Consider the following 25,052-nt stretch of genomic DNA (forward strand, 5'->3'; position numbering starts at 1 on the left):
ATGACGACGCTTACAATAAGTTGTAGGGGCCCCTCCCAAGAGATCGTTACGAACCACATACATTCAAGGAGGGTTTGGGTTGAAACAGAAGAAGATGAAAGCTCGAGCAACGGCGATCGCGATATTTTGCCTGGCGATTATGCTCGTTGTATCGGCTTGCAGCAAGAACGAAAACGCAGGATCGTCGCCGAGCGAAAGCGCGGCATCGCCAGCCGCGGAATCCGCAGGCGCTTCTCCGTCGACAAGCGCCGCGAACGAAGACGGGCCGTGGACGAAATACGAGCAGCCTCTCAAAGTGACGACGGCGCTGTCGACCAATACCGGCATTACGCAGCTTGGCAGCGATACTTACGACGATAACCTGTGGACGCGCGAGATCGAAAGCACTTTTAATATTCAAATGCAAAATCTTTGGACCGCCGACGCGACACAGTTCAAGACCAAGCTGAATGTCAGCATCGCATCGGGCGAATTGCCCGACGTCTTCACGGTCGACAACGTCCAATTCGCTCAAGTTAACGCCTCCGGGCTCGTCGCCGATTTGACGGAAGCCTACGAGAAGTTCGCTTCTCCGGAGCTGAAAAGGATTATGGAATCTGACACAGCAGGCTTTGAATCCGGCAGGGTCGACGGGAAGTTGATGGGTATCTCCGCCCAGCATTTCGGGATGATCAGCATTCCGAGCGTCGTCTGGATTCGGGACGATTGGATGAAAAAATTTAATCTCGCTCCTCCGACAACGATGGACGAGCTTCTCCACATGGCGGAAGTGTTCACGACGCAGGACCCGGACGGCAACGGCAAGAACGATTCTTACGGCATCGCCATCAATAAAAATCTTTACGACACTTCGCTCGCCGCTACGGGAGTGGCGCTCGCCGACGGCATCTTGAATGCGTATCACGCCTACCCGGCCGCATGGATCAAGGATGCATCCGGCAAAATCGTCTACGGCTCGGTTCAGCCGGAAATGAAAGCGGGCTTGGCCGTTCTGCAGGACATGTACAAAAAAGGCTTGATCAGCAAGGAGTTTGGCTTGAAGGATACGGCCAAAATCGCCGAGGATCTCACAAACAATAAAGTCGGCATTGAGATCGGCTCGAATTGGAATGGTTTTTACCCGGGACCGGACATCATTAAGAAAAACGGCGTCGAAGCCATTTTGATGCCTTACGCGATTCCATCCGCCGACGGTAAGCCCGTCATGCAGCCGGGAAGTTGGCCGGTAGGCGCATATGTCGTCGCGAACAAGAAGTTCGCGAATCCCGAAGCGGTTATCAAGCTCATTAACCTGTACGTTAAACTCAACCTGACCAACGACGGGGAGCAGTATACAAACTTTAATGCGGGCGGCAGAGCATGGCTTAGTCCGGTCAGCGTCAACGATCCGGAGCAGAGCACGCGGGAGTATACGCAAATATCGGAAGCTTTGAAAACGAAGGATACTTCGAAGCTGACCGCTTCTTCCGTAGGCAAATACGAGCAAGCTCTTATGTGGGAGCAGTCGAAGGATCCGGACGGCGTCGGCGGATGGCTGCAAAATTCTTCGGTCGGCTCGTTCTCGGTTCTGCAAAAGCTATTCGACGAAGGCAGAGTGCTGCCTACGGAATATCGCGGAATAGACACGCCGACTATGGCCGAGAAAAAAGCGACCTTGGAGAAGCTGGAAAAAGAAACGATTACGAAAATCATCATGGGCGCCTCGTTGGACGAATTCGACAAAATGGTCGACAGCTGGAATAAGCTCGGCGGCGAAGCCATTACGAAAGAAATGAACGAACTGTACAACAAATAGGATAAAGAGGGGCGAACGGGGCAATCTTCGGGATTTCCTCGTTTGCCTTCGCTTTTCGGAAGGAGATAGAGATGCCGAAATTCGGAAAGAGTCGGGAAAATCCATTGCACCTCATGCTGCTTCCTTCGGTAGTGCTCGTATTGATTTACAGCTACCTGCCGATGGTCGGATTGTTCATTGCTTTTCAGAAATTCAATCCCGCGCATTTGTTCGACTCGCCTTGGATAGGCTTGGATAATTTTCAATACGTGTATTACCTGCCGGGCTCGATGCAAATCTTATGGAACACGCTCACGATTTCTTTATTCAAGATTATCGGTCTGATCGTCGTGCCGGTTACGTTCGCACTGTTATTGAACGAAGTCGGAAAATCCCTATTCAAGCGAACGTTCCAGACGCTCATCTATTTGCCTAACTTTCTGTCGTGGATCATCATGGCGGGCGTTCTGATCGATATTTTGTCTCCATCGGAAGGCATCGTGAATAACGCGCTCGGGTTACTCGGAATAGAACCGATCTTTTTCCTTGGCGATCCTGGCTGGTTTCCGGTTACGATGGTCGTCTCCGATGTATGGAAGGGCTTCGGGTTCGGTACGGTGATTTACTTGGCCGCGTTGACGAGCATCGATCCTGCGTTGTACGAATCGGCGCGCGTCGACGGAGCCGGACGGTGGAAGCAGACGCTGCATATTACGTTGCCCGGCATTACGCCTATCATTGTGCTCATGTCGGTTTTGAGTCTCGGTAACGTGCTGAACGCGGGTTTCGATCAAATTTTCAACTTATATAGCCCGCAAGTATACGAAACCGGCGATATCATCGACACCTTCGTCTATCGGCTCGGCATCGAGCAGACACAATTTTCTCCCGCTACGGCGGTAGGATTGTTTAAGTCGGTCATCTCCTTCAGTCTGATCGCGCTCTCCTATTATTTAGCGTCCAAATTTGCGGATTATCGCATCTTTTAAGAAAGGAAAGGTTTGATGATAAAACGCGACGATACTTTAGGAGGCCGGCTGTTTGTCCTCTTCAACTATTCTTTCCTGACCGTAGTCGGACTTATCTGTCTGTTGCCGTTTATTAATTTGCTGGCGACGTCGTTTAGCGGCAGCACTGCCGTCGCGTCGGGGGAAGTGAAGTTTTGGCCGGTCGATTTCACATGGGCGTCCTACGAATTCGTCATGAGATCCAAACAATTTTCCCAATCGATGCTCGTGTCCGTAGAGAGAGTCGGGCTCGGCGTCGTTGTCAACATGCTTTTGACGATTCTTGCCGGTTATGCTTTGTCCAAGGAAAAAGGGAGCTTTAAGTGGCGTAACGTCTACACTTGGTTTTTCGTCGTGACGATCTTGTTCAGCGGCGGCCTGATTCCGTGGTACGTCGTGATTAGCAAAACCGGTTTGATCGATTCCATCTGGGCATTAATCTTGCCGAGCGCTCTTCCCGTATTTAATGTCATCGTGCTGCTTAACTTTTTCCGCGGGCTGCCCAAAGAACTGGAGGAAGCCGCATTTATGGACGGGGCCAGCCATTGGACGGTGTTATGGAAAATCATCGTGCCGCTATCGAAGCCCGCTTTGGCCACTTTGACTTTGTTTTGCATCGTTAACCATTGGAATTCGTGGTTCGACGGGCTCATTCTCATGAATCGCACGGAAAACTATCCGCTGCAAAGTTATTTGCAAACCGTTATTATTAATCCCGAAAACATCATTAACATGGCGCGCGGCGATTATGCCGACCTGCTCAACCTTGTCAACGCGAGAACGTCCCGGGCGGCCCAGCTCTTCGTCGGAACGCTGCCGATTCTCCTCGTTTATCCTTTCCTGCAAAAGTATTTCACGACGGGCCTCGTGCTCGGCAGCGTTAAAGGATGACTTTAGGAATTCAGGACGCCATTCGCGTGGAAAACTCTTCTTCGGAAGAGTTTTTTATATATGTGCAGCAACGCTATTATTAGCTCGGTTAAATTGACCATAATGAGTATGGAGTGCTACGATAAAAATGCAGTTGATAAAGGGAGCGGTATAATCTGTTCAGAAAGGGATCGGTGATTCGCGATGGAATTCGAAGCGGTAATGCAGCGGCTCGAAGCTCTCGGCAAGGAACGGATGAAGAAGATGTACATGTCCAACGGCGCTCGCGAACCGTTATTCGGCGTCGCTACGGGCGAGATGAAGCCGATGTCCAAAATCATCAAGAAAAATCAACCGTTGGCCGAGCAGCTTTACGCAACGGGCAATTACGACGCGATGTATTTTGCCGGCGTTATCGCCGATCCGAATGCGATGACCGAAGCGGATTTCGAGCGCTGGATGGAGACGGCCTATTTCTATATGCTGTCGGACTTCGTCGTCGCGGTGACGCTGTCGGAAACGGATATCGCGCAGGAGGTGGCCGACAAATGGATCGCCAGCGGAGACGAACTGAAAATGTCGGCGGGCTGGAGCTGCTATTGCTGGCTGCTCGGCAACCGTCCGGATCACGAATTTTCCGAGGACAAGCTTGGAGGCATGCTGGAGCAGGTGAAAAGCGCGATCCACGATAGTCCCGAACGAACCAAATATGCAATGAGCAATTTTATATACACGGTTGGCGTATCCTACTTGCCGCTCCATGACGAAGCGGTCGCAACCGCCAAGGCGGTCGGCCAGGTCGAGGTCAAGAAGAAATTCCTGAACGCCTTGGGGAATATCGAAAAGGCGACGGCTAAGGGGCAGATTGGATTCAAGCGTAAGCATGTGCGGTGTTAAGGGACCGGTTCGGGTGCCCGGTTACCGTGCAGGGACATGAACTAAACCTCCGGGGCCCGAAGCATGCGCTTGGGTCCTTTTTATTTATCGAATTCCAAGACCAGAGGAGGAAAGCCAGATGAACGATACGATCCGTTTGCTGCAAAACCACCGCTCCATTCGCAAGTTTCTGACGACTCCCGTCGAACGGGATAAGCTCGACGCGATTCTCCAATCCGGACAAATGGCGTCTACTTCGAGCAATATGCAGGCCTATAGCATTATCGGGATTGAAGATGCGGAGCTTAGAAAGCAGCTTGCTTCCTTGTGCGGCAACCAGATTTATGTCGAGCAATGTCCTGTTTTTCTTGTGTGGTGCGCCGATCTGCATCGGCTGAGCGCCGTGGCCGCCCTGCACGGAACCGAAGCCCAGGCGGACACGACGGAGTATTTTGTCATCGCGACCGTCGATACCGCTCTGGCCGCTCAGAACGCCGCGATAGCCGCCGAATCGTTGGGTCTGGGCGTCGTCTATATCGGCGGAATTCGCAATCGCATCTCGGAGGTCGCCGACCTGCTGCAGCTGCCCGAGCGCGTCTATCCGGTATTCGGCATGTGCCTCGGCTATCCCGATCAAGCGCCGGTCCTTCGCCCGCGCTTGCCGCTCGCTGCCGTTTACCACCAAGATGCCTATCGGATCGATAGCGAGCTTCCGGCGGTTGCCGAATACGACGAAACCACGCGCGAGTACATGACGGCCAGATCCCAAGGCAGGACGAGCCGTTCCTGGTCGGAGCAAATGGCGGAAAAAATGGGGAATCCTTCTCGTCTGCACATGCAGTCTTTTTTAACGAAGAAGGGCTTTCTGAAAAGATAGCTAGAGCAGCCTGCCGTCAGGCGAACGGCCGGCCTCGGCACTGCAACCCGACGTTTTGAACAGGCACTTTTAATATTTTCTTTAGGTTTTTCCGGCCTTATTTTTAAAAACTCTCCTTTATTCTGTAGCAAGATAAGGGAGGCTTCGCGTTATGAAAAAACTGTTGTTGGCGGCCGCGATTGCGCTTCTGCTCGGCTATGGGTGGAACGAGCTGAAGCCGGCGGTTTCGGGGGAAAATAAAATCGTCGTCTTGGAAGGGGAAGCGGCGGGATGGGAAGAGCCGGAGCCCGCGGGGAAGAAGCTGAATATCGCCCCGGACGAGGTTTACAAGGGAGATTTGCTGCTCGTCAACTCTCGCCACTCCGTACCGAAAGGGGCAAAGCTGCCCCGTGTCGTCAATCTGTTCGAGCAGCCGGAATTGGCGGAAGGAATCGGCGTTCTGGACAACGGCGTCGAGCTGCCTCCGGAGCTGCTGCATCGCTTCGCCGAGATGGTCGATGCGGCCAGAGCGGACGGCGTCGATCATTTTCTGATTACGAGCGGTTACCGGAACGAGGAGAAACAAGCCGAGCTGTACGAGAAGATGGGCGCGGATTACGCCAACCCGCCGGGCTACAGCGAGCATAATCTGGGGCTGTCGCTCGACGTCGGGTCCTCGCTCGGGATGATGAAGGACGCGCCGGAGGGCAAATGGCTGGAGAAGAACGCCTGGAGGCACGGCTTCGTGCTGCGTTATCCGGAGGACAAGACGGACATTACCGGCGTTCAGCATGAGCCGTGGCATTTTCGCTACGTCGGGCTGCCCCACAGCGCAATCATGCAGAAGCAGGGCATGGTGCTGGAAGAGTACTTAGACTACTTGCAGGAAGCAGGACGGATTCAGGCCGAAGTGAATGGAACGGCGTATACGGTAACCTATTATTCGATGAAGGACAAGAAGCCGCTTTCGATTCCGATCGAGGGCAGCTATACGCTCTCGGGGGATAATATGGACGGCGTTATCGTCACGACCTGGGACGCCGGCTCGCCGGTCGCGAAGGAGGCGGGCCCTTCGTGAAGCCGCGAATCGTTATGCTGCAAGCGATCCTGGTCGCCTATTTGTATCTTTTAATCAAAATTATTCTGTTCAAAGGCCATTTTGCGAGTGTCGCTTTTTTGACGGAGCAACTCAAGATCAGCCTTCGGGACCCGGCGCGTATTCTGGCGAGGATCAAGCAGGGCAATCTGATTCCGCTGCATGAAATAACGAGCGCGCTGAACGCCGGTACGGGACACAGCTCGTTGAACCTTTACGGCAATCTCGTCATTTTCGTGCCGTTCGGACTGCTGGCGGCAGCGCTCGGAGCCGGCAGGGGAGCAAGGGCGGCGTACGTCTTGGCGAGCTCGTTCTTCCTCAGTTTAGCGCTGGAAACGTCCCAGGCGATCTTCTCCATAGGCAGCTTCGACGTGGACGATCTGATTTTGAATACGGCGGGAGGGATGGTCGGATGGGGGCTGTACGCTCTGTTCGCCAAAGCAGGGAGGAAAAAAACGCGTGAAACGGATTACGATTCTGATCGCGGACGACGACACGGAAATCGCCGATCTGGTCGAGCTGCATCTGGCCCGCGAGGGGTATCTTTGCATCAAGGCGAGGAACGGGCAGGAGGCAGTGGAGGCGATATCGAACCATACGATCGACCTGGCCGTTCTCGATATTATGATGCCGAAGCTGGACGGGTACGAAGCGACCCGGCAGATCCGCGACAAGCACCGTATGCCGATCATCTTTTTGAGCGCGAAGAGCTCCGACCTCGATAAAATCACCGGTCTCATTCAAGGGGCCGACGACTATATGACCAAGCCTTTTAATCCGATGGAACTGGTCGCGCGAGTGAACGCCCAACTGAGGCGTTCCTTGCAGTTCAACCGTCCCGCCGGGGAGGGCAGACAGACGATCGAGGCCGGAGGCCTCGTTATTCATCCGGGGGAGCGGACGGTGCTCGTCGACGGACAGCCTGTGAATCTGACCCCCAAGGAATTCGATATTTTGCAGCTGCTCGCCGCTCATCCGAAGAAGGTGTTCGGCACGGAGCATATTTTTCGGCAGGTATGGGGCGAAACGTATTACGCGGGCAACAATACGGTAATGGTGCACATTCGCACGCTGCGCAAGAAGCTTGGCGACGATCTGAACAAAAACAAACGGATCAAAACCGTATGGGGGGTCGGCTATTCCTTCCATGGCTAACGCAATCCGCAGCTTCCGCTTCAAAATGATCGCGCTGCTTGGCCTTAGTCTGCTGCTGGCCGCGGCGATTACGTTCGGCATATACAAAATCGCCCAATCTTACTACTATACGACCAAGATGGAGGACCCGTCGACGCAGGTTCGCCAATTCATCCGGCAGATCGGGGACATCAACTTCTTTCTGATCTTCTTTATCCCGCTGGCCGTCTGGTTCTTTTTCCTGCTTACGAAGCGGTATGCGGGGTATTTTCGCGATATTTCGGACGGGATTAACCAGCTTGCCTCCGGCAACTTCGACGCGAGGATCGATATAACGTCAGGGGACGAATTCGAAGACATTGCCCGGGACATCAATCTGGCCGGCGAGAAGCTGCGTCAGGCGCTGGCCAGGGGCGATTTTGCCGAGAGCAGCAAGGAGCGGCTGATGCTGAATCTGGCGCACGATCTTCGCACGCCGCTGACCTCAGTGATCGGTTATTTGGATTATATTCTGAAGAACGATCCGCTGCCCGCGGAGCAGGCCAGGCATTATACGACGATTGCCTATACGAAGTCGCAGCGCCTGGAACGGCTGATCGACGAATTGTTCGAGGTGGCCCGCATGAATTACGGCAAGCTGAAAATCGATCCCGATCCGGTCGATCTCGGCGAGCTGCTGCTTCAATTAAGCGAAGAGCTGTATCCGATGCTCGAGGCCCGGAATCTGTCCTCCCGGATGCATGTAACTCCGGCGGTAGCGATCCGGGGAGACGGGGAGCAATTGGCCCGCGTGTTCGAAAATTTGCTCGGCAACGCGGCGCGTTACGGCAGCGACGGCGAGTTTATCGATGTCCACTGCCTGCCCGAAGGGGACGAGGCCGTCGTGCGGATCGTCAATTACGGGGACCGCATTCCTCCCGAGGATTTTCCGCATATTTTCGATATGTTCTACACCGGCGACAAAGCCCGTTCCTATCACGAAGGCGGCACGGGACTGGGACTGTACATCGCCAAAAATATCGTAGAGCAGCACCAAGGCTCCATCTCCGCCTAAAGCGACGTCGTGCGTACCGTCTTCGAGGTTCGTCTGCCTCGGGAACAACCGCCGGGGTCGGCAGAATCCGTCGGGGCCGACAACACCGTTCAAAGTCCTTAAAAAAGGGCACTCGACGCTAAAAAAACCGCATTCCAATTTGGCATCGTATGGTCTAGAATAGAACACACTTATCGCATAGATGAAACAGGGGCACGAGACTATTCGCGTCCCTGTTTCGGCGTTACGGACGGGACGATCCGGGGAAAGGGGCGCGACCGCATGAAAATAACCGTAGTGCTCGCCGACGACGAGCCGCTTATTTTGAAAGGGCTCGGCAAGCTCATTCCGTGGGAAGAATACGGGATGGAAATCGTCGGCCTCGCTTATGACGGGAAGGAACTGCTGGAGACAATCGAAGCGCTGAAGCCCGACATCGTCATCAGCGACATCAGCATGCCTCACTACAGCGGCATCGACATTATCAAAGAAATCAAACGGCGCGAGCTGCCGATCAAAACCGTGTTTATCAGCGCCTATCAGGAATTTTCCTATGCGCGCGATGCTGTCGCCTACGGAGCCGTAGACTACCTGGTCAAGCCGGTCAAGAAGACGGAGCTCGAGGCGGTCATTGCCAAGACGTTGTCCCTGATCCGCGAGGAAAATGAGGAGGATCGCCGCAGGCGCAAACTGGACCAACTCGAGCGGAAAAATCGGGACGGAGAGCTGGGCGTGTGGCTGGAGCAACTGGTGGAAGGGACGCTGTCCGAGCGGGCGGAAGGCTATTCGCATCTCGTCGACAAGCTTGAAGGTCCGCTCCATGCGGTCGGCATCGTCCAGGTCGATCCGGAGGGCAACGATAATGAGCGTTGGCCCGCGCCCACGCAGAAGCTGGTCCAGTTCGCCGTCCGCAATATCGTACAGGAGAGCGTCGAAGCTTTCGGCAGAGGATATTCGTTCGTGCGTGCGGGGAAACATGTTTTCGTGCTGAGCTGCGAGGAGCCGGGCATACCGCTGGAGCTGGCGTCGGCGATCAGGGACAACGTCCTTAATTTCCTCAAGTTGAAGGTTTCCATCGGAGTCGGCGATCCGGTCCGCGTTCTGTCCGAGCTGCGCGTCTCGCGCGAACAAGCGGAGCAGGCGCTGGAAATGACTTATTTTACCGGACTGAATCGGGCAATCGGTTATCGCGTTCTCGAACGGCGCAAAGACAGCGAGAACGAATGGTTCACGCTCCAATCCGAAATTATTAAAGGACTGACCGAAGGCGAATGGGACGATGCGCTGTCCAGGATGAAGGCGCTGCTCCAGGTCATCAAGGCCGCGACGGTCGGCAATCGCCAGCTGGCCGTGTCCACCTGCTTCTCGTCGCTTCTGTACATCGTCCAGGAAGTGAACAAGTCCGACGTGCCGATGTCCGATTGGGGCTTCGACATTCAGCATCTGCAAAGCCGGCTCGGGCAGTACGAGACGTACGGGGCGATGTGCGACGGCATTGTCGACATGCTTGAGGAGCTGTACGACCGGATCGGGGACAAGCCGGCCGGCAGGGAGCAAACGTTGGTTGCGCGGATCGTTCGGTATATCGAAGCTCATTATGCGGAAGACATTTCGCTGGAATCGGTCGCCGCGATCGCTTTTATGAACCCGTATTATTTCAGCAGCTTCTTCAAGAAGCACACGAAGCGCAATTTCAAGCAGTACGTCACCGAATTGCGGATGCAGCAGGCCGTCCTGCTGCTTAAGACGACCGACCTGATGGTGTACGAGATCGCGGAGCGGGTCGGCTACAACAACGCCAGGCATTTCAGCGACATGTTCAAGAAGCATACGGGCAAGCTGCCGCAGGAGTTCAAGCAAGCGCTCAAGGACTGAGCGAGAGGGATAGCGGAACGTCCGCTTGCCATCCAGATTGCCGGAGGGAACGTCATGTCTTTCGTTCGAAAATGGTGGAACAGCGTATTCGTCAAATTTTCGGCCGCGTTTTTGCTCGTTGGCCTGATTCCGCTCATCGCGCTGAGCGTCTTTTCTTTGCAAGCGTTCACAGGCCATGTCCAGCAGTTTACGGTCAACAATTTGCGGCAGATGTCGCTTTACTTGAGCTACAACGTCAACAACTTCTTTTCCGACTACGACGAAATCACCCGCCTGATGTATACGGGAAGATACGAGGGCTATTCGCATACGATCTCCGTCAACCAGACCGCCAACGTGAACGAGTACGAGCAGATCAACAGCATTCCGATCGCCGCTTTTTTAAGAACGGTGCTCTACAGCGACAAGCACATCCGCAGCGTCTATTTCGTTCGATCGATGGACGGCAAGCTGTACTTTCAGACGAGGCAGAGCAAGCCGCTGCAGGCGGAGCAGCTCCCCGTCGCCGACTGGCTGAAGCCGCTGGCGGAGGAGCCGAACTACTTGTCGATCTACCCGACCCACGGCGAAGACTATTACAATTCCGCCGACCGGCACGTCATTACGTTCGGACGCAACTTGATCGACATCTCCGGCACATTGACGGCGGAGCCGAAGGTGGTGGGCAGCCTGTTTATCGACGTCGACGCGGGGGTGCTGGACAGCTTTTTCCAGGAGATGAATCTGAACAAGGATGACGAGCTGTACGTGCTGGACGGAGCCGATCGGATTTACTACAGCAACCGGACCGGGGAAAAAGCGAACGCGGAGCCGACCGAGGCGGTGTTCGACCGCTTCGACGACGAAGGTTATCTCGTGTTCAGCGACGAGATTCCCTACTTGTCGGGGCGCGTGCTCATGCGCGTATCCGAGCGAAATCTATTCGCCCAACTAACCTCCACGCAATCGGCCGTCTATCTCGCCATCGTCGTTTGTACGATCGCGCTGCTGGCGATGGGCACGCTGCTGTCCAGGCGGCTGGCTTCCCCGATCCGGGACGTGCTGCAGCATATGAACAAAGTCGAGATGGGCAATCTGGATACACAGATTCAATCCTACGGCAAGGACGAGCTGGGCCGTCTGGCGTTCGGCTTTAACCGGATGGTGGAACGGCTCAAAATCTTCATCAACGACGCTTACGTCGCGGAAATCAAACAGAAGCAAGCGGAGCTGAACGCGCTGAAAAGCCAGATCCGCCCGCATTATTTGTACAACACGCTGGAAGCGATCCGCATGAACGCGGTCTACAACGACGACGGCGAAGTGGCCGACATGATCCTTGCCTTGTCCAATCAGTTGAAGTACGTCATCGATTACGGCGAGGACTGGGTGTCCATTCGGGAGGAACTCGACCATCTGAACGATTATTTTCATATTATCCGCGTCCGCTACGAGAATCGGATCGACCTGCGGCTGAACGTCGCCGACGACGTGAGCATGGATTTCCCGATCTTGAAGCTGTCGCTGCAGCCGATCGTGGAGAACGCGATCCAGCACGGCATCCGGCCCAAAGGCGGCAAAGGCACCGTGCTCGTCTCGATCGAGCGGGCCGGCGGCACGTTGTCCGCCACCGTATACGACGACGGCGTCGGCATGAGCGAAATTCAGCTGCAGCGGTTAAAGGACCAGCTCGCGGAGCCGAAAGCTCCGACCAAAAACGTCGGCCTGAAAAACGTGTACGACCGGATCAAAACGGTATGCGGCAACGATTACGGACTGGAGCTCAGCAGTATGGAGCATGTCGGCACGTCCGTCCGGCTGAGCTTTCCGATCGTCGGCAAACCTCTTAAATAACCGCATATGCGGCTTAAAAAACTTCATTCATCGCGAGAGGGAGCGATGTTAACCTTGTATCAAGGACAACGAACATCCTTGCGCAAGCGCAGCATACCTAATAGGGAGGTTAACAAACAGATGACTCCAAAATCGCTATTCAAGCTCTCCTCCGCCGTATTGGCGGCGTCGCTGGTCTTAACGGCCTGCGGCGGCAACAACGGCAATTCCGGTTCCGCGAGCGGCGCTCCGTCCGGCTCTCCGGCAGGCTCCGCATCGGCGGGCGACAAGCCGGCTCCGGTCACGATTTCGGTCGCTTACGCAACCGGGGACCCGGCGACGAAGCAGGCGATCGAAACGACGATCGACGCCTTCACGCAAGCCTACCCGCACATTACGATCAAAAACATCAGCGAAACGACAAGCGATTCCTATCTCGATTGGTTGAAAACGAAGGACGCCGTCGGCGAATTCCCGGATCTGGTGGAAATGCGCGACACGAAGGTGTTCGCGGATGCGGGCAAGCTGGCCGAGCTTCCGGCGGAGCTGCACGACCTGTTCACGTTCCTGCCGGAGTACGAAGGCAAAGTGTACAACGCTCCGATGACGGGCAACGCGCCCAACGGCATCATGTACAGCAAAAAAGCTTACGCGGACGCGGGCGTCAACGAGCTGCCGAAGACGTACGACGAATTTATCGCGATCCAGGAGAAGCTGCTCGCAAGCGGCATCTCGCCGATTGTAGTCGGCGGCAAGGACTTGTTCCACATGGGCTTCTGGGTGAACTACTTCCTGATCAACAACGTGTACAAGGACGATCCGGACTGGAACTCGAAGCGTACGGCGCAAACGGCCAGCTTCACGGATGCCGGCATGGTGCAGGCGATTGCGGATTACAAGGAGCTGTTCTCGAAATACGTGGACAAAGGCTGGCTGAGCACGGCGGACAATCAGACGGCGTCGATGCTCGTCACGGGCAAGGCGGCGCAGCTCTACTCCGGCCCATGGATGTTCGGCCAGATTACCGAAGCCGATCCGGGCTTCGAATACGGCTTCTACGCGCTTCCGGGCCGCGACGGCTCGATCGTCGTCAACGGTTTGCCGACCTTGGCCGGCTGGTCTCTGTCGGCGGAAGCGGCCAAAGATCCGAACAAGGTGGAAGCGGTTAAGGCGTTCGTAAAGTTCTTCTTCGATCCGGCCCAATACAGCCCTTATCTGGCGACGGTCAACGGCATTCCGACGACCAAGGCCGATGCGACCTACGAGACGAACGACCAGATGAAGGAAGTGCTCCGTCTGATGGCCGATTCCTCGATCCGGAAGTCGATGATGATCAACAACTGGTACGGCGACAACGCGATTCCGCCGCAGTTCCGCAACTGGTTCTACAAGCTTCTGCAAGAACTCGTCGTGAACGACGGAGACGTAACCGACTACATGAAGCAATCCGATACCGAGTACGACAACAACGTAAAGGCGAACCAGCAGTAAGGCAGGCCGTCAGGACGGGGCTGTCCCGTAAGCCGGGGCAACCAAAATGATCGCAAAAGGAATGGGCTTGTCCCGTAAGCCGGGGCAACCAAAATGATCGCAAAAAGAATGGGGATATATCTCCTGTAGAGCGGAGCGCCTGCCTCATACGGTCATGAAATTACCCTGTCACGGGTTAAACAAATCCAAATTTCATGACCGTATCAGCAGCGGAAGGAGATATATCCCCATGGTAATAAACGGATCATTTTATTTATTGCCCCTTTAAAGACTTACGGCACAGCCTCACATTCACGAATCGATCATTTTATAGTTGGCCCATTAACGACTTACGGAACAGCCCCATCTTGCATCAGAGGGCAGGAGGTACGAACATGAACGCCACGGCAACGCAAAGAAAAAAGAAATCAGGGTGGCGGAGTTATGCGATTTGGTTTATTTTGCCGGCATTTCTGCTGTACAGCCTGTTTGTCATGACGCCCACGCTGAGCAGCATTTACCTCAGCTTCACCTCGTGGGACGGCATCAGCGAAAATATCCGCTATATCGGTTGGGACAATTTCAAGGAAATCGGAGAGAGCCCCAGGGTTCATAACGCCTTGAAAAATACGATTCTGGTGGCGATCGCGCTCGTGCTGCTGGAGAACGTCGTCGCGCTGGCGCTGGCGATCCTGGTCGACCAGGTGCGCTGGTTCCGCAACCTGTTTCGCAGCATCTTTTATTTTCCGGTGCTGATGAGCGGTATCATTATGGGTTTTATTTGGATGATTATTTTGAACTACAATTTCGGGGTCGTTAATCAATTGCTCGATGCCGTCGGTTTAAGCTCCCTGAAGACGGATTGGCTTGGCAACCCGGATTTTGCGCTGCTATCGATTATATTGTCAACGGTTTGGAAGTCGGCGGGCTACTATATGATTATTTATCTGGCCGGGCTGCAGGGGATTCCGCAGGAGCTGCTGGAGGCGGCAAGCATCGACGGGGCCGGAAAATGGAAGCAATTCCGTCACGTGACGTTCCCGCTGCTGGCCGGCGCGACGACCGTATGCGTCATGCTGTCGATGATCAATTCCTTGAAGCTGTTCGACCAGATCGCCGTCATGACCAACGGAGGACCGGGCTTTGCGACCGAAACGTTGACTTACATCATATACAGGGTAGCGTTCGGCGAAGGCCGGCAGGGCTTCGGAACCGCGCTCGCGATGGTGCTGTTCGCGCTGATCCTGATCATCTCGCTCGTGCAGATTCGTTTGCTTCGCAAGAGGGAGGTGCAGATGTAAGATGGGCAAAACCGCCAAAAAGCCGGTTACGGCCGGCCATGCGATCCTGTTCGTGCTCACGCTGGTCATCGCGCTCGTATTCGTCTTTCCGATCGCCTTCAATATCATGTCCGCCTTCAAGTCCAACTCGGAAATATTGCGCGACGCGATTGCGCTGCCAAGCGGCTTCTATACGGAGAGCTTTAAGTATTTGCTGACGAAAACCGATTATCCGAAGGCGATGCTCAACAGCGGCATTCTGACCGTCGGCTCGATCGCCGCGATGGTTATCGTCATCCCGATGGCGGCGTACGCGATCGAACGGACGAACCGGAAATGGACAAACGCGATCTACATTTATTTCCTGTTCGGAATGATGGTGCCGTTCCAGGTATACATGATCCCGCTGTTCAAGCAGCTTAATATGATGGGCTTGTTCGGAAACTTGCTTGGGCCGATCATGATTTACATTGCCGGATCGGTAGGCTTCGGCGTCCTGCTGTACACGAGTTTTCTGAAGGGCGTGCCGCGCGAGATCGAGGAATCGGCGGAGACCGACGGCTGCAGCCGGCTGAGAATGTTTTGGACGATCGTCTTTCCGCTGCTCGGGCCGGTGACGGCCAGCATGGTCGTGCTGCAGGGGCTTGGCATCTGGAACGACTTTCTGATGCCGATGCTCGTGCTGCCGTCGGGGGAGACGAAGACGATGATCGTCGAGCTGTTCTACTACGTCGGCGAATTCTCGTCGCGGTGGGACATGATTTTCGCGGGCACGACGATGTCGCTGGTGCCGGTGCTGATCGCGTTCCTGTCGCTGCAAAAGTATTTCGTCAAAGGCGTGTCGTCGGGTGCGATCAAAGGCTGATGCGCTAGGCGAAGAGGCCGGTTTAGCGAATAGAGAGGCCGATTCAATAAGCGGAGAGGCCGGTATAGCATACGGAAAGAGGGTTTATTTATGGCGTTGGTGACGGGAGAGGACAAGGTTTGGCTTGATGGCCTAATCGGAAAAATCACGCGAAAAATGGATGGGGTCAGCGAAAAAACGCGGCACAAAATCCCTTATACGACGGTCGACGGCACCTACGACGACCGGTCCGCCGGCAACCCGACCGGCGACGCCGCGGACGGCATCTGCTGGTGGACGAACGGCTTCTGGGGCGGCATGATGAGGCTGATGCATCACGAGACCGGCAACGAGAAGTACAATGAAATCGCCCAGATCTCCGAGGCCAAGCTGGATCGAGGCTTTCAGGAATTTTACGGCCTGCATCACGACGTGGGCTTCATGTGGCTGCCGACAAGCGTGGCCAACTACCGGGTCACGAAAAATCCGGAATCGCGCAAGCGCGCGCTGCATGCCGCCAACCTGCTGGCCGGCCGCTTTAATCTGGCCGGGGGCTTCATCCGCGCCTGGAACGACCTGGAGGACAAGGATACGCGGGGCTGGGCGATCATCGACTGTATGCTTAACATTCCGCTTCTGTACTGGGCTTCAGAGGAGACGGGCGATCCGCGCTTTAAGCAAATCGCCATGAAGCACGCCGATACGTCGATGGAGGCTTTCGTACGTCCGGACGGATCGGTCAACCATATCGTCGAGTTCGATCCGCATCAAGGCGGCGTGGTGAAAACGTACGGCGGACAAGGCTACGAGGAGGGCTCGTCCTGGACGAGAGGACAGACGTGGGCGCTGTACGGCTTCATGATGAGCTACATTCATACCGGCAAAGCGGACTACCTGCATACGGCGAAGCGGATCGCGCATTATTTTATCGCCAACATTCCGGACAGCGGCGTCATTCCGGTCGATTTCCGGCAGCCGGCCGAGCCGCGGCGCGAGGACGATACGGCCGCCGCGATCGCCGCTTGCGGCCTGATCGAAATCGCCAAAGCCGTCGGCCCTTACGAGAAGAACGTTTATCTGAATGCGGCGCTTAAGCTGCTGCGAACGCTGGACGAGTCCCGCAGCGATTGGTCGGAGCGCTCCGACGCCATCCTGCAGAACGGCTCCGGGGCCTATCACGCCCCCGCGCATCATCATGCCATCATTTACGGCGATTATTACTTCATGGAAGCCGTCTTCAAATTAAAGGGCAACGATTTGTATCTGTGGTAGGCGGGAACAGGTGGGGCGGCTAAAGCCGCTCCGTCTTTGCTTTCCCCGATCGTTCCCGTCAAGCGCGGTTAGCCGGGCTCAGCTCCCTTCGGTCTCTGGCCGGGGGCTTGCCGTACATTCGGGCGTATTCCCGGCTGAATTGGGACGGGCTTTCGTAGCCGACCCGGAAGGCGGCGTCGGAGGCGGGGACGGCTTCCGACAGCATCAGTCTTCTGGCTTCCTGGAGGCGCACCGTTTTCTGGTACTGCAGCGGACTCATCGCCGTGATGCGCTTGAAGTGCTTGTGGAAGGCAGAGGCGCTCATATTCGCCGATCTGGCCAGCTGCTCCACCGGCAGCGGACGGTCGAACTGCCGGTTGATCAGGCGGATCGCCTGCGCGATGCCGTGCGCATGGCTGCCGATCGCCGCAAACGGGTACAGAATCGCGCCTTGATCGTCCTGGAAGGTGCGGTAGACGATTTCGCGAAGAATCAGCGGCGCCATAAACGGGATTTCCCCGGGAGCGTCGAGCAGCCGCATCAGTCGAACGAGCGCTTCGAGCAGGTCCGCAGACGTCCGATTAACGGCGATGCCGCTTGTCGGCGAAGCGTCGACCAGGGGCGTGTCGGCATGCTTGGCCACTTCCAGAACGAGGTCGGTCTCGAAGCCGAGCTTCAGGCTTAAATAGGGAACGTCGGGGGAGGCCTCGACGATGCTGCCGAAGACGGGCAGCTCCACGCCCGTCACCAGATAGGTCGAAGGATCGTAGCGATACGTCTCTCCGGCCGCGGTCGCCGTTTTGGTGCCTTGCGCCACGACGCAAATCGAGGGCTTGTAGACGGAGTCCAGCCGCAGTGTCGAATCGATGGCGCGCAGCAGGGAAAGTCCCGGTATGGCGGTCGGATGCGTTCCGTTCGAGGGAGCGTGGCGGTCGATCAGGTCGGCCAGCTGCCGCAAGGCTTTTTCCGTGCGTACAGATTCGTTCAGGATGTCCATCCGGAGAGCCTCCGTTTCCGCAAAAGTAGTTCCATTATAGAGAAAGCGAAGAGGATTAGGCAAGAAGGGGAAAGGATCGAACTAACCGGCCGGCGCGTGCCCGCGTTAAAATAGGACCGTAAGGTTCAAACTAAGGCGGCAAGCCGTAAAGGAGAGAGATTCATGAGCATGGACGGGAAAGTAGCGATCGTCACGGGAGCCTCGCGCGGGATCGGCCGGCAGATCGCCCGGCAATTGGCGGCATCCGGCGTCAAGGTCGCGATTAATTATTCCTCGAATCCGGACAAGGCACACGAGGCGGTACGGACGATCGAGCAAGCCGGAGGTCAGACGACGGCGATTCGCGCCGATATCGGCAGCACCCGGGAGATCGAGAGCTTGTTCGAGGCGACGCTGGAGCGGTTCGGAAAAATCGACATTCTTGTCAACAACGCGGGAATAATGGTGACGGAACCGATCGAGGCGGTGACGGAGGAGACGTTCGACCGCCATTTTGCGATCAACGTCAAAGGAACCTACTTCGCCTGCCAACAAGCGATGAAGCATATGGAGCGGGGAGGCGCCATTATCAACTTCTCGACGTCGGTATCGGGCGCGATGCTGCCGGCTTACAGCGTGTATGCCGCGACGAAGGGGGCGGTCGAGCAGATGACCCGTCAGCTGGCCAAGGAATTCGGTCCTCGGGACATCACGATCAACTGCATCGCGCCCGGGCAGGTGGCCACGGACCTGTTCCTGAACGGCAAGTCTCCGGAACTGGTCGATTCCTTCCGCCGCATGAACGCCTTCGGCCGCCTCGGAGAACCGGAAGACATCGCCGACGCCGTGGAGCTGCTCGTCAGCGGCAAAGCCCGCTGGATTACGGGACAAACGATCCGGGTTAACGGGGGCTTCAACTAGGGCGTGTATGCAAACCCGCTCAGGGGCATCTTTCACCGCCTTTTCGCCCCCTGCTTCGACCCTTTGACGTACCCCCGGTACGCCTTCACAAAAGTTCCTGGCATGGCACGAAAATTCGGCAATATCTGCTTTCCTCGGAGTATGCATACACGCCCTAAGCCAGCTAAATCGTGCTCACCGACCGACGAACGATCATGTCGGCGGGGAGCACGATTTTTTTCCATGGGAGGCCTGTGACGTCGCGCTCCTGGATGCGGTCGATAAGCATTTGCGTGCCGAGGTAGCCGAATTGGTAGGCCTGCTGGGCGATCACGGTCAGGAACGGATCGATCTCGGAGTAAGGGCCGAGATCGTCGAAGCAGACGACCGACACTTCCTCCGGAACGCGGACGCCCCGTGCGTGCAGGGTGCGAATGACCTCGACGGCGAGCACGTTGTTGCCGGCGACGATGGCGGTCGGAGGCGGAGACATGCGATCCAGCCAGCTCTCGATCTCGCTCAGATCGCTTCTGGGCTCGAACGCGGTTTCCAGCACATCGTTCTGATCGAAGGGGATATCGTTCAGCTTCAGCGCCTCGCGGTAGCCCTCCAGCCGCAGCCGCGCGCTCGAAATAAGCGGCGAGCCGTTAATGAGCGCGATCCGCCGGTGTCCGCGCGAGGTCAGATGGTCGACCAGCTTGCGCGCGCCTTCCTTGCTGTCGCCGAGCACGACGTCGCTGTCCATGCCCGGCACCTCGCGGTCGAGCAGCACGAACGGAACGCGATGCAGCCGCAGCGTCTCCAAATGCGGCAGCGACAGATCGCCGGTCGGCGCGAGGAGCACGCCGTCCGCCCGCGTCGCCAGAATCGTGTCGATATAATCCTTTTCCTTCTCGACGCTCTCGTCCGAATTGCCGAACAGCAGACGATAGCCATGCTTCTTGGCGGCATCCTCCGCGCCTCGGGCCAGCGTTGTATAGAAGGGGTTCGTAATGTCCGTTATGAGCAGGAACAGCACGTTGCTCTGCTGGAGCACGAGACTGCGCGCCATCTGATTGGGCACGTAGTTCAACTCCTCCATCACGCGGCGCACCTTGTTCCGGGTTTTATCGCTGATTTTGCCGGTGTTATTGATAACCCTGGAGACGGTCATCGCCGACACTCCGGCTTTGGCGGCGATATCGTAGATCGTAACCATGGAGATAAGCTCCTTGTCGTCATTATGTTCTTTTATCTTACAAAATTAAAGAATTGACAGCAAGCGTTTTCCTTGGTAACTTGAGGTTATCGGTAACATTATTTTATTCCATTGGAGGCTAACCACATGGCAGACCAACAGTTCAGATGGAAAGGCGAATTTCCGAAAATCGGCATTCGTCCGACGATTGACGGCCGGCGCAGAGGCGTCCGCGAGTCTCTGGAAGAACAAACGATGAACATGGCCAAAGGGGTTGCCAAGCTGCTCTCCGACAACCTTCGCTATCCGGACGGCACTCCGGTGCAGTGCGTGATCGCCGATTCGACGATCGGCGGCGTCGCGGAATCCGCGGCCGCGGCGAGCAAGTTCGCCAAGGAAAACGTCGGCGTCTCGATTACGGTTACGCCCTGCTGGTGCTACGGCACGGAGACGATGGACATGGACCCGGCCGTTCCGAAAGCGGTCTGGGGCTTTAACGGCACGGAGCGTCCGGGCGCGGTTTACCTGGCCGCCGTCTTGTCCGCTTACGCGCAGAAAGGACTGCCGGCGTTCGGCATCTATGGCAACGACGTTCAGGACGCGGGCTCGACAGACATTCCCGAGGACGTCAAGGGCAAGCTGCTCGGCTTCGCAAGAGCGGGATTGGCGGTTGCGTTGATGAAGGGCAAATCGTACCTGTCGATGGGCTCGGTCTCGATGGGCATCGCGGGCTCGATCGTCAACGACGCCTTCTTCCAGGAGTACCTCGGTCTGCGTACGGAATACATCGATATGAGCGAGTTCGTTCGCCGCTTCGACGAGCAGATTTACGATCCGGCGGAGTATGAGAAAGCGCTTGCCTGGGTGAAGAAAAACTGCATCGAAGGTCCGGACAACAACGCGGAAGCCATTCAATCCAGCCGCGCCAAGAAGGATCAGGATTGGGAGACGGTCGTCAAGATGACGATTATCGCCCGCGACCTGATGGTCGGCAACCCGCGTCTGGCCGAGCTCGGCTTCGGCGAAGAGGCGCAGGGCCACAACGCGATCGTCGGCGGCTTCCAGGGCCAGCGGCAATGGACCGACCACTTCCCGAACGGCGACTTCATGGAGACGATTCTGAACTCTTCGTTCGACTGGAACGGCATTCGCGCTCCGTACATGGTGGCGACGGAGAACGACAGCCTGAACGGCGCGGTCATGCTGTTCGGCAACCTGCTGACGAATACGGCGCAAATTTTTGCGGACGTTCGCACCTACTGGAGCGCCGATTCCGTTGAGCGCGTGACGGGCCACAAGCTGTCCGGCGCGGCTGCGGGCGGCATTCTGCATCTGATCAACTCCGGCTCGGCGACGATGGACGGCACGGGCGAGCAGACGAAGGACGGACAGCCGGCGATGAAGCCGTTCTGGGAAATCACCGAAGCGGAAGCGCAGAAATGTCTCGACGCCACCTCCTGGCGCCCGGCGAACGTGGAATATTTCCGGGGGGGCGGCTATTCCTCCGACTTCCTGACCCGCGGCGGCATGCCGCTGACGATGTCCCGCTTGAACATGGTCAAAGGCATCGGACCGGTGCTCCAGATCGCGGAAGGGTATTCCGTCGACCTGCCGCCGGAGGTGCACGACGCTCTGGACCAGCGGACCGATCCGACCTGGCCGACGACCTGGTTTGCTCCGATCTTGACGGGCAAGGGCGCGTTCAAGAACGTCTACGACGTTATGGACAACTGGGGGGCCAACCACGGCTCGATCAGCTACGGCCATATCGGCGCCGATCTGATCACCTTGGCTTCGATGCTGCGCATCCCGGTGAGCATGCATAACGTGTCGGAGGAGAAGGTGTTCCGTCCTCGCGCATGGGGACTTTTCGGAACGGACAATCCGGAAAGCGCGGACTTCCGGGCATGCACCAACTTCGGACCGCTGTATAAATAATAAAACCGACAACGCTGTCGCAAGGGCGTGTCTGAATCCTCCGAGGGCGGCAAATTTTGCCGAAAGGCGCCCCTGAGCGGGTGTTCAGACACGCCCTGGTTCCCTGTCTGGACGGGCGGCAGCCGTTTGTTCATAAGAATGGAGTCATGCGACAATGAGCAGCCAGGAAATTCGCCAAGAATTATGCAAATACGCGCAGAAGACGGTCGCCAACAAGCTGGTCGTCGGACCGGGCGGCAACCTCAGCGCGCGTCACGAAGGCAAAATGTATTTGTCCCCGAGCGGCTTCGCGCTGGATGAAATCCAGCCGGAGCAATGGGTGGAGGTCGATATCGAGACAGGCGATATTACCGATATCGGTCTGCGCCCGTCCTCGGAAGTGCTGATGCACCTGTACGCCTACCGCCAAAATTCGAACATCGGGGCAATGGTGCATACGCACCCGCCTTACTGCATCGCTTTTACGCTTGTGGAGAAGGATCTGCCGATCATGTTCCCGGACCAGGCCGCGCTCGTCGGCAAAACGGTGTACGTCGATTACGTGCTGCCGACGACCGACAAGCTGGCCGACGCGGTCGTGGAGAAAATCGCGCACTCGTCGATTCTGCTCGGCAACCACGGGCTGGTGACGACGGGGCGCAACCTGCGCGAGGCGTATTACCGGACGGAGGTCGTCGAGGAAAGCGCGAAAATTTTCCTGATCGCCAAGGCGATCAAGGAGCCTAAAGTGCTGACGAAGGAAGAATTCGAGGAGATCGCTTCGCTCGAAAGCGAGGCATACCGGATCGAACTGCTGCAGAAAATGAAATGACGCCGAGGGAGGAAAAGGCGATGACGAAAGGAGCCGCCGTGCTGGCCTTCGACATGGGCGCCAGCAGCGGCCGCGCGCTTGTCGGCCGGCTGACGGAAGGGGATAGCGGCAGAAGCAGGCTGGAAGTGACGGAAGTTCACCGGTTCCCCAATCACGCGATTCAGGTCGGCCAGCACCTGCATTGGGATACGCTTCGGCTGCTGCACGAGATGAAGAAAAGCATTCGCTTCGCCTTCCAGATGGGCTACGAGCCGGCGACGTTCGGCATCGATACGTGGGGCGTCGATTTCGGGCTGCTTGACGCGAACGGCGAGCTGCTCGGCAATCCGTACCATTACCGTGATTCGCATACGGAAGGGCTGATCGAAGAGGTCAGCTATCTGATCGGCCGGCGCGAGCTGTTCGAGCAGAGCGGCCTGCAGTTTATGCCGTTCAACACGCTGTACCAGCTCTATGCGATGGTGAAAGCCGCTTCCCCGAAGCTGGAGGTCGCCAAGACGCTGCTGCTGACGCCCGACCTGCTGGCGTACCTGCTGACCGGAGTCAAATCGTGCGAATTCACGATGGCGACGACGACGCAGCTGTTCGATCCGGCACGACAGGAGTGGAATACGGAGCTGATGGATAGGCTCGGAATCCCTTCGCATCTCTTCCTCGAACCGGTGCAGCCGGGTACGGTGGTTGGCCCGCTCTCCCCGGAAGTGCAGGAGGAGCTTGGCGTGCCCGCGATCCGGGCGGTGGCGGTCGGCACGCACGACACCGAATCGGCGATCGCCGCCGTCCCGGCCGGCGACGAGCCGTTCGCCTTCCTCGTGTGCGGGACTTGGTCGCTGCTTGGAACGGAGATGGCGGGACCGCTGCTTAGCCCCGAGACGATGGAGCTGGAATTTTCCAACGAAGGCGGCGTGGGCGGCACGTACCAGCTGCTGAAAAACATCATGGGCCTGTGGCTGCTGCAGGAATGCAAGCGGGAGTGGGACGAGCAGGGCAAGGAGATCGGCTTTCCGGAATTGGTCCGTCTGGCGGAGCAAGCCGCGCCGTTCCGCAGCCTTGTTCATCCCGACGATCCGCGGTTTTTCTCGCCCGGCGGCATGGCCGACAAGATCCGCTTGTTCTGCGCGGAGACGAAGCAGCCGATCCCGCAGAGCGAAGGCGAGATCGTCCGCTGCATCCTCGAGAGCTTGGCGCTGCGTTACCGTCAGGCGCTGGAGCAGGCGGAGAAGCTGACCGGGCGCGTCTACGGCGGCCTTCACATGGTCGGGGGCGGCATCCAGAACGAGCTGCTGTGCGGGTTTACCGCTAACGCGATCGGCAAGCCGGTATGGGCCGGACCGGTCGAGGCGAGCGCGATCGGCAACATGCTGATGCAGCTTGTCGCGCTCGGCGAGTGCAAGGACTTGCAGGAGGCGCGCGGGCTTGTCGCTGCGTCGTTCCCGGTGGACGTCTACGAACCGCAAGCGGATGCCGGGTGGGCGGAAGCTTACGAGACGTTCCTTGGCTTTGGCCGGGTATGATCCGGGCAGCGGGAATGCGCTCCGGATGGGACGGGTATGATCCCGTTATGATCGAGTCGAGAGGGAGTGGCTTCGGATGTTAAAAGGAATATCGAGCCTGATTTCGCCGGAATTGCTGAAAGTTTTGATGGAGATGGGCCACAGCGACGAGATCGTGCTGGCGGACGGCAACTTCCCGGCCGCCAGCCATGCGCAGCGTCTCGTTCGCGCCGACGGGCACGGCGCGCCGGAGCTGCTGGACGCGATTCTGCAGCTGTTTCCGCTGGACCAATATGTAGACAAGCCGGTCGCGCTCATGCAGGTGATGCCGGGAGATACGGTCGAGACGCCGATCTGGAACGCATACGGGGAAATTATCGAGGCCCGGACCGGTCTGGCCGCGCCTTTCGAGGAAGTCGAGCGCTTCGCCTTCTACGAGCGCGCCAAGAAGGCGTACGCGATTGTAGCCACGGGGGAGAACGCGCTGTACGCCAACCTGATTCTGAAAAAGGGCGTTATCGCGGAATAAACGGCAAGAGGTCCGAAGCGGCGAAGCCGCACGGAAACGCTCCGAAGAGG

General features: G+C 57.0%; 21 protein-coding genes and 1 pseudogene. 20 read left to right on the forward strand and 2 right to left on the reverse strand.

Annotation, left to right across the window (positions count from 1 at the left end; genetic code table 11):
• The first annotated feature begins 79 nt into the window (after positions 1 to 79).
• The 15 genes and pseudogenes from ACFFT4_RS22825 (at position 80) to ACFFT4_RS22895 (ending at position 17,199) form a co-directional block, all read left to right on the forward strand.
• Positions 80 to 1,795: an extracellular solute-binding protein gene (locus tag ACFFT4_RS22825; RefSeq protein ID WP_378051172.1), complete on the forward strand. Its 1,716-nt coding sequence runs from the start codon at positions 80 to 82 to the stop codon at positions 1,793 to 1,795.
• A gap of 71 nt (positions 1,796 to 1,866) precedes the next feature.
• Positions 1,867 to 2,763 (forward strand): ABC transporter permease, encoded by an 897-nt coding sequence (locus tag ACFFT4_RS22830; protein WP_378051173.1) that lies wholly within the window; start codon positions 1,867 to 1,869, stop codon positions 2,761 to 2,763.
• Between the two features lie 15 nt (positions 2,764 to 2,778).
• On the forward strand, positions 2,779 to 3,672 hold the full coding sequence (locus ACFFT4_RS22835) for a carbohydrate ABC transporter permease (RefSeq protein WP_378051174.1): 894 nt from the start codon (positions 2,779 to 2,781) through the stop codon (positions 3,670 to 3,672).
• A 183-nt stretch (positions 3,673 to 3,855) separates the two neighbouring features.
• Positions 3,856 to 4,548 carry a DNA alkylation repair protein gene (locus ACFFT4_RS22840; RefSeq protein ID WP_378051175.1) on the forward strand — a complete coding sequence of 231 codons (693 nt, stop codon included), beginning with the start codon at positions 3,856 to 3,858 and terminating at the stop codon, positions 4,546 to 4,548.
• A gap of 118 nt (positions 4,549 to 4,666) precedes the next feature.
• Positions 4,667 to 5,404, forward strand: a complete 738-nt coding sequence (nfsA, locus tag ACFFT4_RS22845) for an oxygen-insensitive NADPH nitroreductase (RefSeq protein ID WP_378051176.1) — start codon at positions 4,667 to 4,669, stop codon at positions 5,402 to 5,404.
• Positions 5,405 to 5,555: 151 nt separating this feature from the next.
• On the forward strand, positions 5,556 to 6,461 hold the full coding sequence (locus tag ACFFT4_RS22850) for a M15 family metallopeptidase (protein ID WP_378051177.1): 906 nt from the start codon (positions 5,556 to 5,558) through the stop codon (positions 6,459 to 6,461).
• A gap of 14 nt (positions 6,462 to 6,475) precedes the next feature.
• Positions 6,476 to 6,853, forward strand: a pseudogene (locus tag ACFFT4_RS22855) (VanZ family protein); the annotation flags it as partial.
• Positions 6,854 to 6,938: 85 nt separating this feature from the next.
• Complete coding sequence (locus ACFFT4_RS22860) at positions 6,939 to 7,634, forward strand: response regulator transcription factor (RefSeq protein WP_378051178.1); 696 nt, start codon at positions 6,939 to 6,941, stop codon at positions 7,632 to 7,634.
• The gene (locus tag ACFFT4_RS22865) at positions 7,627 to 8,667 is read left to right on the forward strand and encodes a sensor histidine kinase (protein WP_378051179.1); all 1,041 of its coding nucleotides are present in this window, start codon (positions 7,627 to 7,629) and stop codon (positions 8,665 to 8,667) included. Before ACFFT4_RS22860 ends, ACFFT4_RS22865 begins: the two co-directional genes overlap by 8 nt.
• Before the next feature lie 261 nt (positions 8,668 to 8,928).
• Positions 8,929 to 10,521 carry a response regulator gene (locus ACFFT4_RS22870; RefSeq protein ID WP_378051180.1) on the forward strand — a complete coding sequence of 531 codons (1,593 nt, stop codon included), beginning with the start codon at positions 8,929 to 8,931 and terminating at the stop codon, positions 10,519 to 10,521.
• Positions 10,522 to 10,575: 54 nt separating this feature from the next.
• A complete protein-coding gene (locus tag ACFFT4_RS22875; protein WP_378051181.1) occupies positions 10,576 to 12,354 on the forward strand; it encodes a cache domain-containing sensor histidine kinase in 1,779 nt (592 codons plus the stop codon).
• A gap of 120 nt (positions 12,355 to 12,474) precedes the next feature.
• Entirely contained in the window at positions 12,475 to 13,824 is a 1,350-nt protein-coding gene (locus tag ACFFT4_RS22880) for an ABC transporter substrate-binding protein (RefSeq protein ID WP_378051182.1), read from the forward strand.
• Between the two features lie 374 nt (positions 13,825 to 14,198).
• On the forward strand, positions 14,199 to 15,104 hold the full coding sequence (locus tag ACFFT4_RS22885) for a carbohydrate ABC transporter permease (protein ID WP_378051183.1): 906 nt from the start codon (positions 14,199 to 14,201) through the stop codon (positions 15,102 to 15,104).
• Position 15,105: 1 nt separating this feature from the next.
• On the forward strand, positions 15,106 to 15,948 hold the full coding sequence (locus tag ACFFT4_RS22890) for a carbohydrate ABC transporter permease (RefSeq protein ID WP_378051185.1): 843 nt from the start codon (positions 15,106 to 15,108) through the stop codon (positions 15,946 to 15,948).
• Positions 15,949 to 16,038: 90 nt separating this feature from the next.
• A complete protein-coding gene (locus tag ACFFT4_RS22895; RefSeq protein WP_378051186.1) occupies positions 16,039 to 17,199 on the forward strand; it encodes a glycoside hydrolase family 88 protein in 1,161 nt (386 codons plus the stop codon).
• 58 nt (positions 17,200 to 17,257) lie between these two features.
• Here ACFFT4_RS22895 and ACFFT4_RS22900 read toward each other — a convergent pair whose 3' ends face one another.
• Positions 17,258 to 18,175 (reverse strand): AraC family transcriptional regulator, encoded by a 918-nt coding sequence (locus ACFFT4_RS22900; RefSeq protein ID WP_378051187.1) that lies wholly within the window; start codon positions 18,173 to 18,175, stop codon positions 17,258 to 17,260.
• A 162-nt stretch (positions 18,176 to 18,337) separates the two neighbouring features.
• On the opposite strand from ACFFT4_RS22900, the gene ACFFT4_RS22905 reads away from it, so the two are divergent.
• Positions 18,338 to 19,075, forward strand: a complete 738-nt coding sequence (locus ACFFT4_RS22905) for an SDR family oxidoreductase (protein ID WP_378051189.1) — start codon at positions 18,338 to 18,340, stop codon at positions 19,073 to 19,075.
• 163 nt (positions 19,076 to 19,238) lie between these two features.
• Here the strand turns inward: ACFFT4_RS22905 and ACFFT4_RS22910 are convergent, their stop codons facing one another.
• The gene (locus ACFFT4_RS22910) at positions 19,239 to 20,252 is read right to left on the reverse strand and encodes a LacI family DNA-binding transcriptional regulator (protein WP_378051190.1); all 1,014 of its coding nucleotides are present in this window, start codon (positions 20,250 to 20,252) and stop codon (positions 19,239 to 19,241) included.
• A 126-nt stretch (positions 20,253 to 20,378) separates the two neighbouring features.
• On the opposite strand from ACFFT4_RS22910, the gene ACFFT4_RS22915 reads away from it, so the two are divergent.
• From ACFFT4_RS22915 to fucU, 4 genes are all read left to right on the forward strand, one after another.
• Positions 20,379 to 22,169 (forward strand): L-fucose isomerase, encoded by a 1,791-nt coding sequence (locus tag ACFFT4_RS22915; RefSeq protein WP_378051191.1) that lies wholly within the window; start codon positions 20,379 to 20,381, stop codon positions 22,167 to 22,169.
• A gap of 154 nt (positions 22,170 to 22,323) precedes the next feature.
• Complete coding sequence (locus tag ACFFT4_RS22920; protein WP_378051192.1) at positions 22,324 to 22,980, forward strand: class II aldolase/adducin family protein; 657 nt, start codon at positions 22,324 to 22,326, stop codon at positions 22,978 to 22,980.
• A gap of 20 nt (positions 22,981 to 23,000) precedes the next feature.
• Entirely contained in the window at positions 23,001 to 24,494 is a 1,494-nt protein-coding gene (locus ACFFT4_RS22925; RefSeq protein ID WP_378051193.1) for a rhamnulokinase, read from the forward strand.
• Positions 24,495 to 24,570: 76 nt separating this feature from the next.
• Positions 24,571 to 25,002, forward strand: coding sequence for an L-fucose mutarotase (gene fucU / locus ACFFT4_RS22930; protein ID WP_378051194.1), 432 nt, complete (start codon positions 24,571 to 24,573; stop codon positions 25,000 to 25,002).
• Positions 25,003 to 25,052: the final 50 nt, after the last annotated feature.

This window comes from Cohnella cellulosilytica (assembly GCF_042431195.1).
GTDB classification, from domain to species: Bacteria; Bacillota; Bacilli; order Paenibacillales; family Paenibacillaceae; genus Cohnella; species Cohnella cellulosilytica.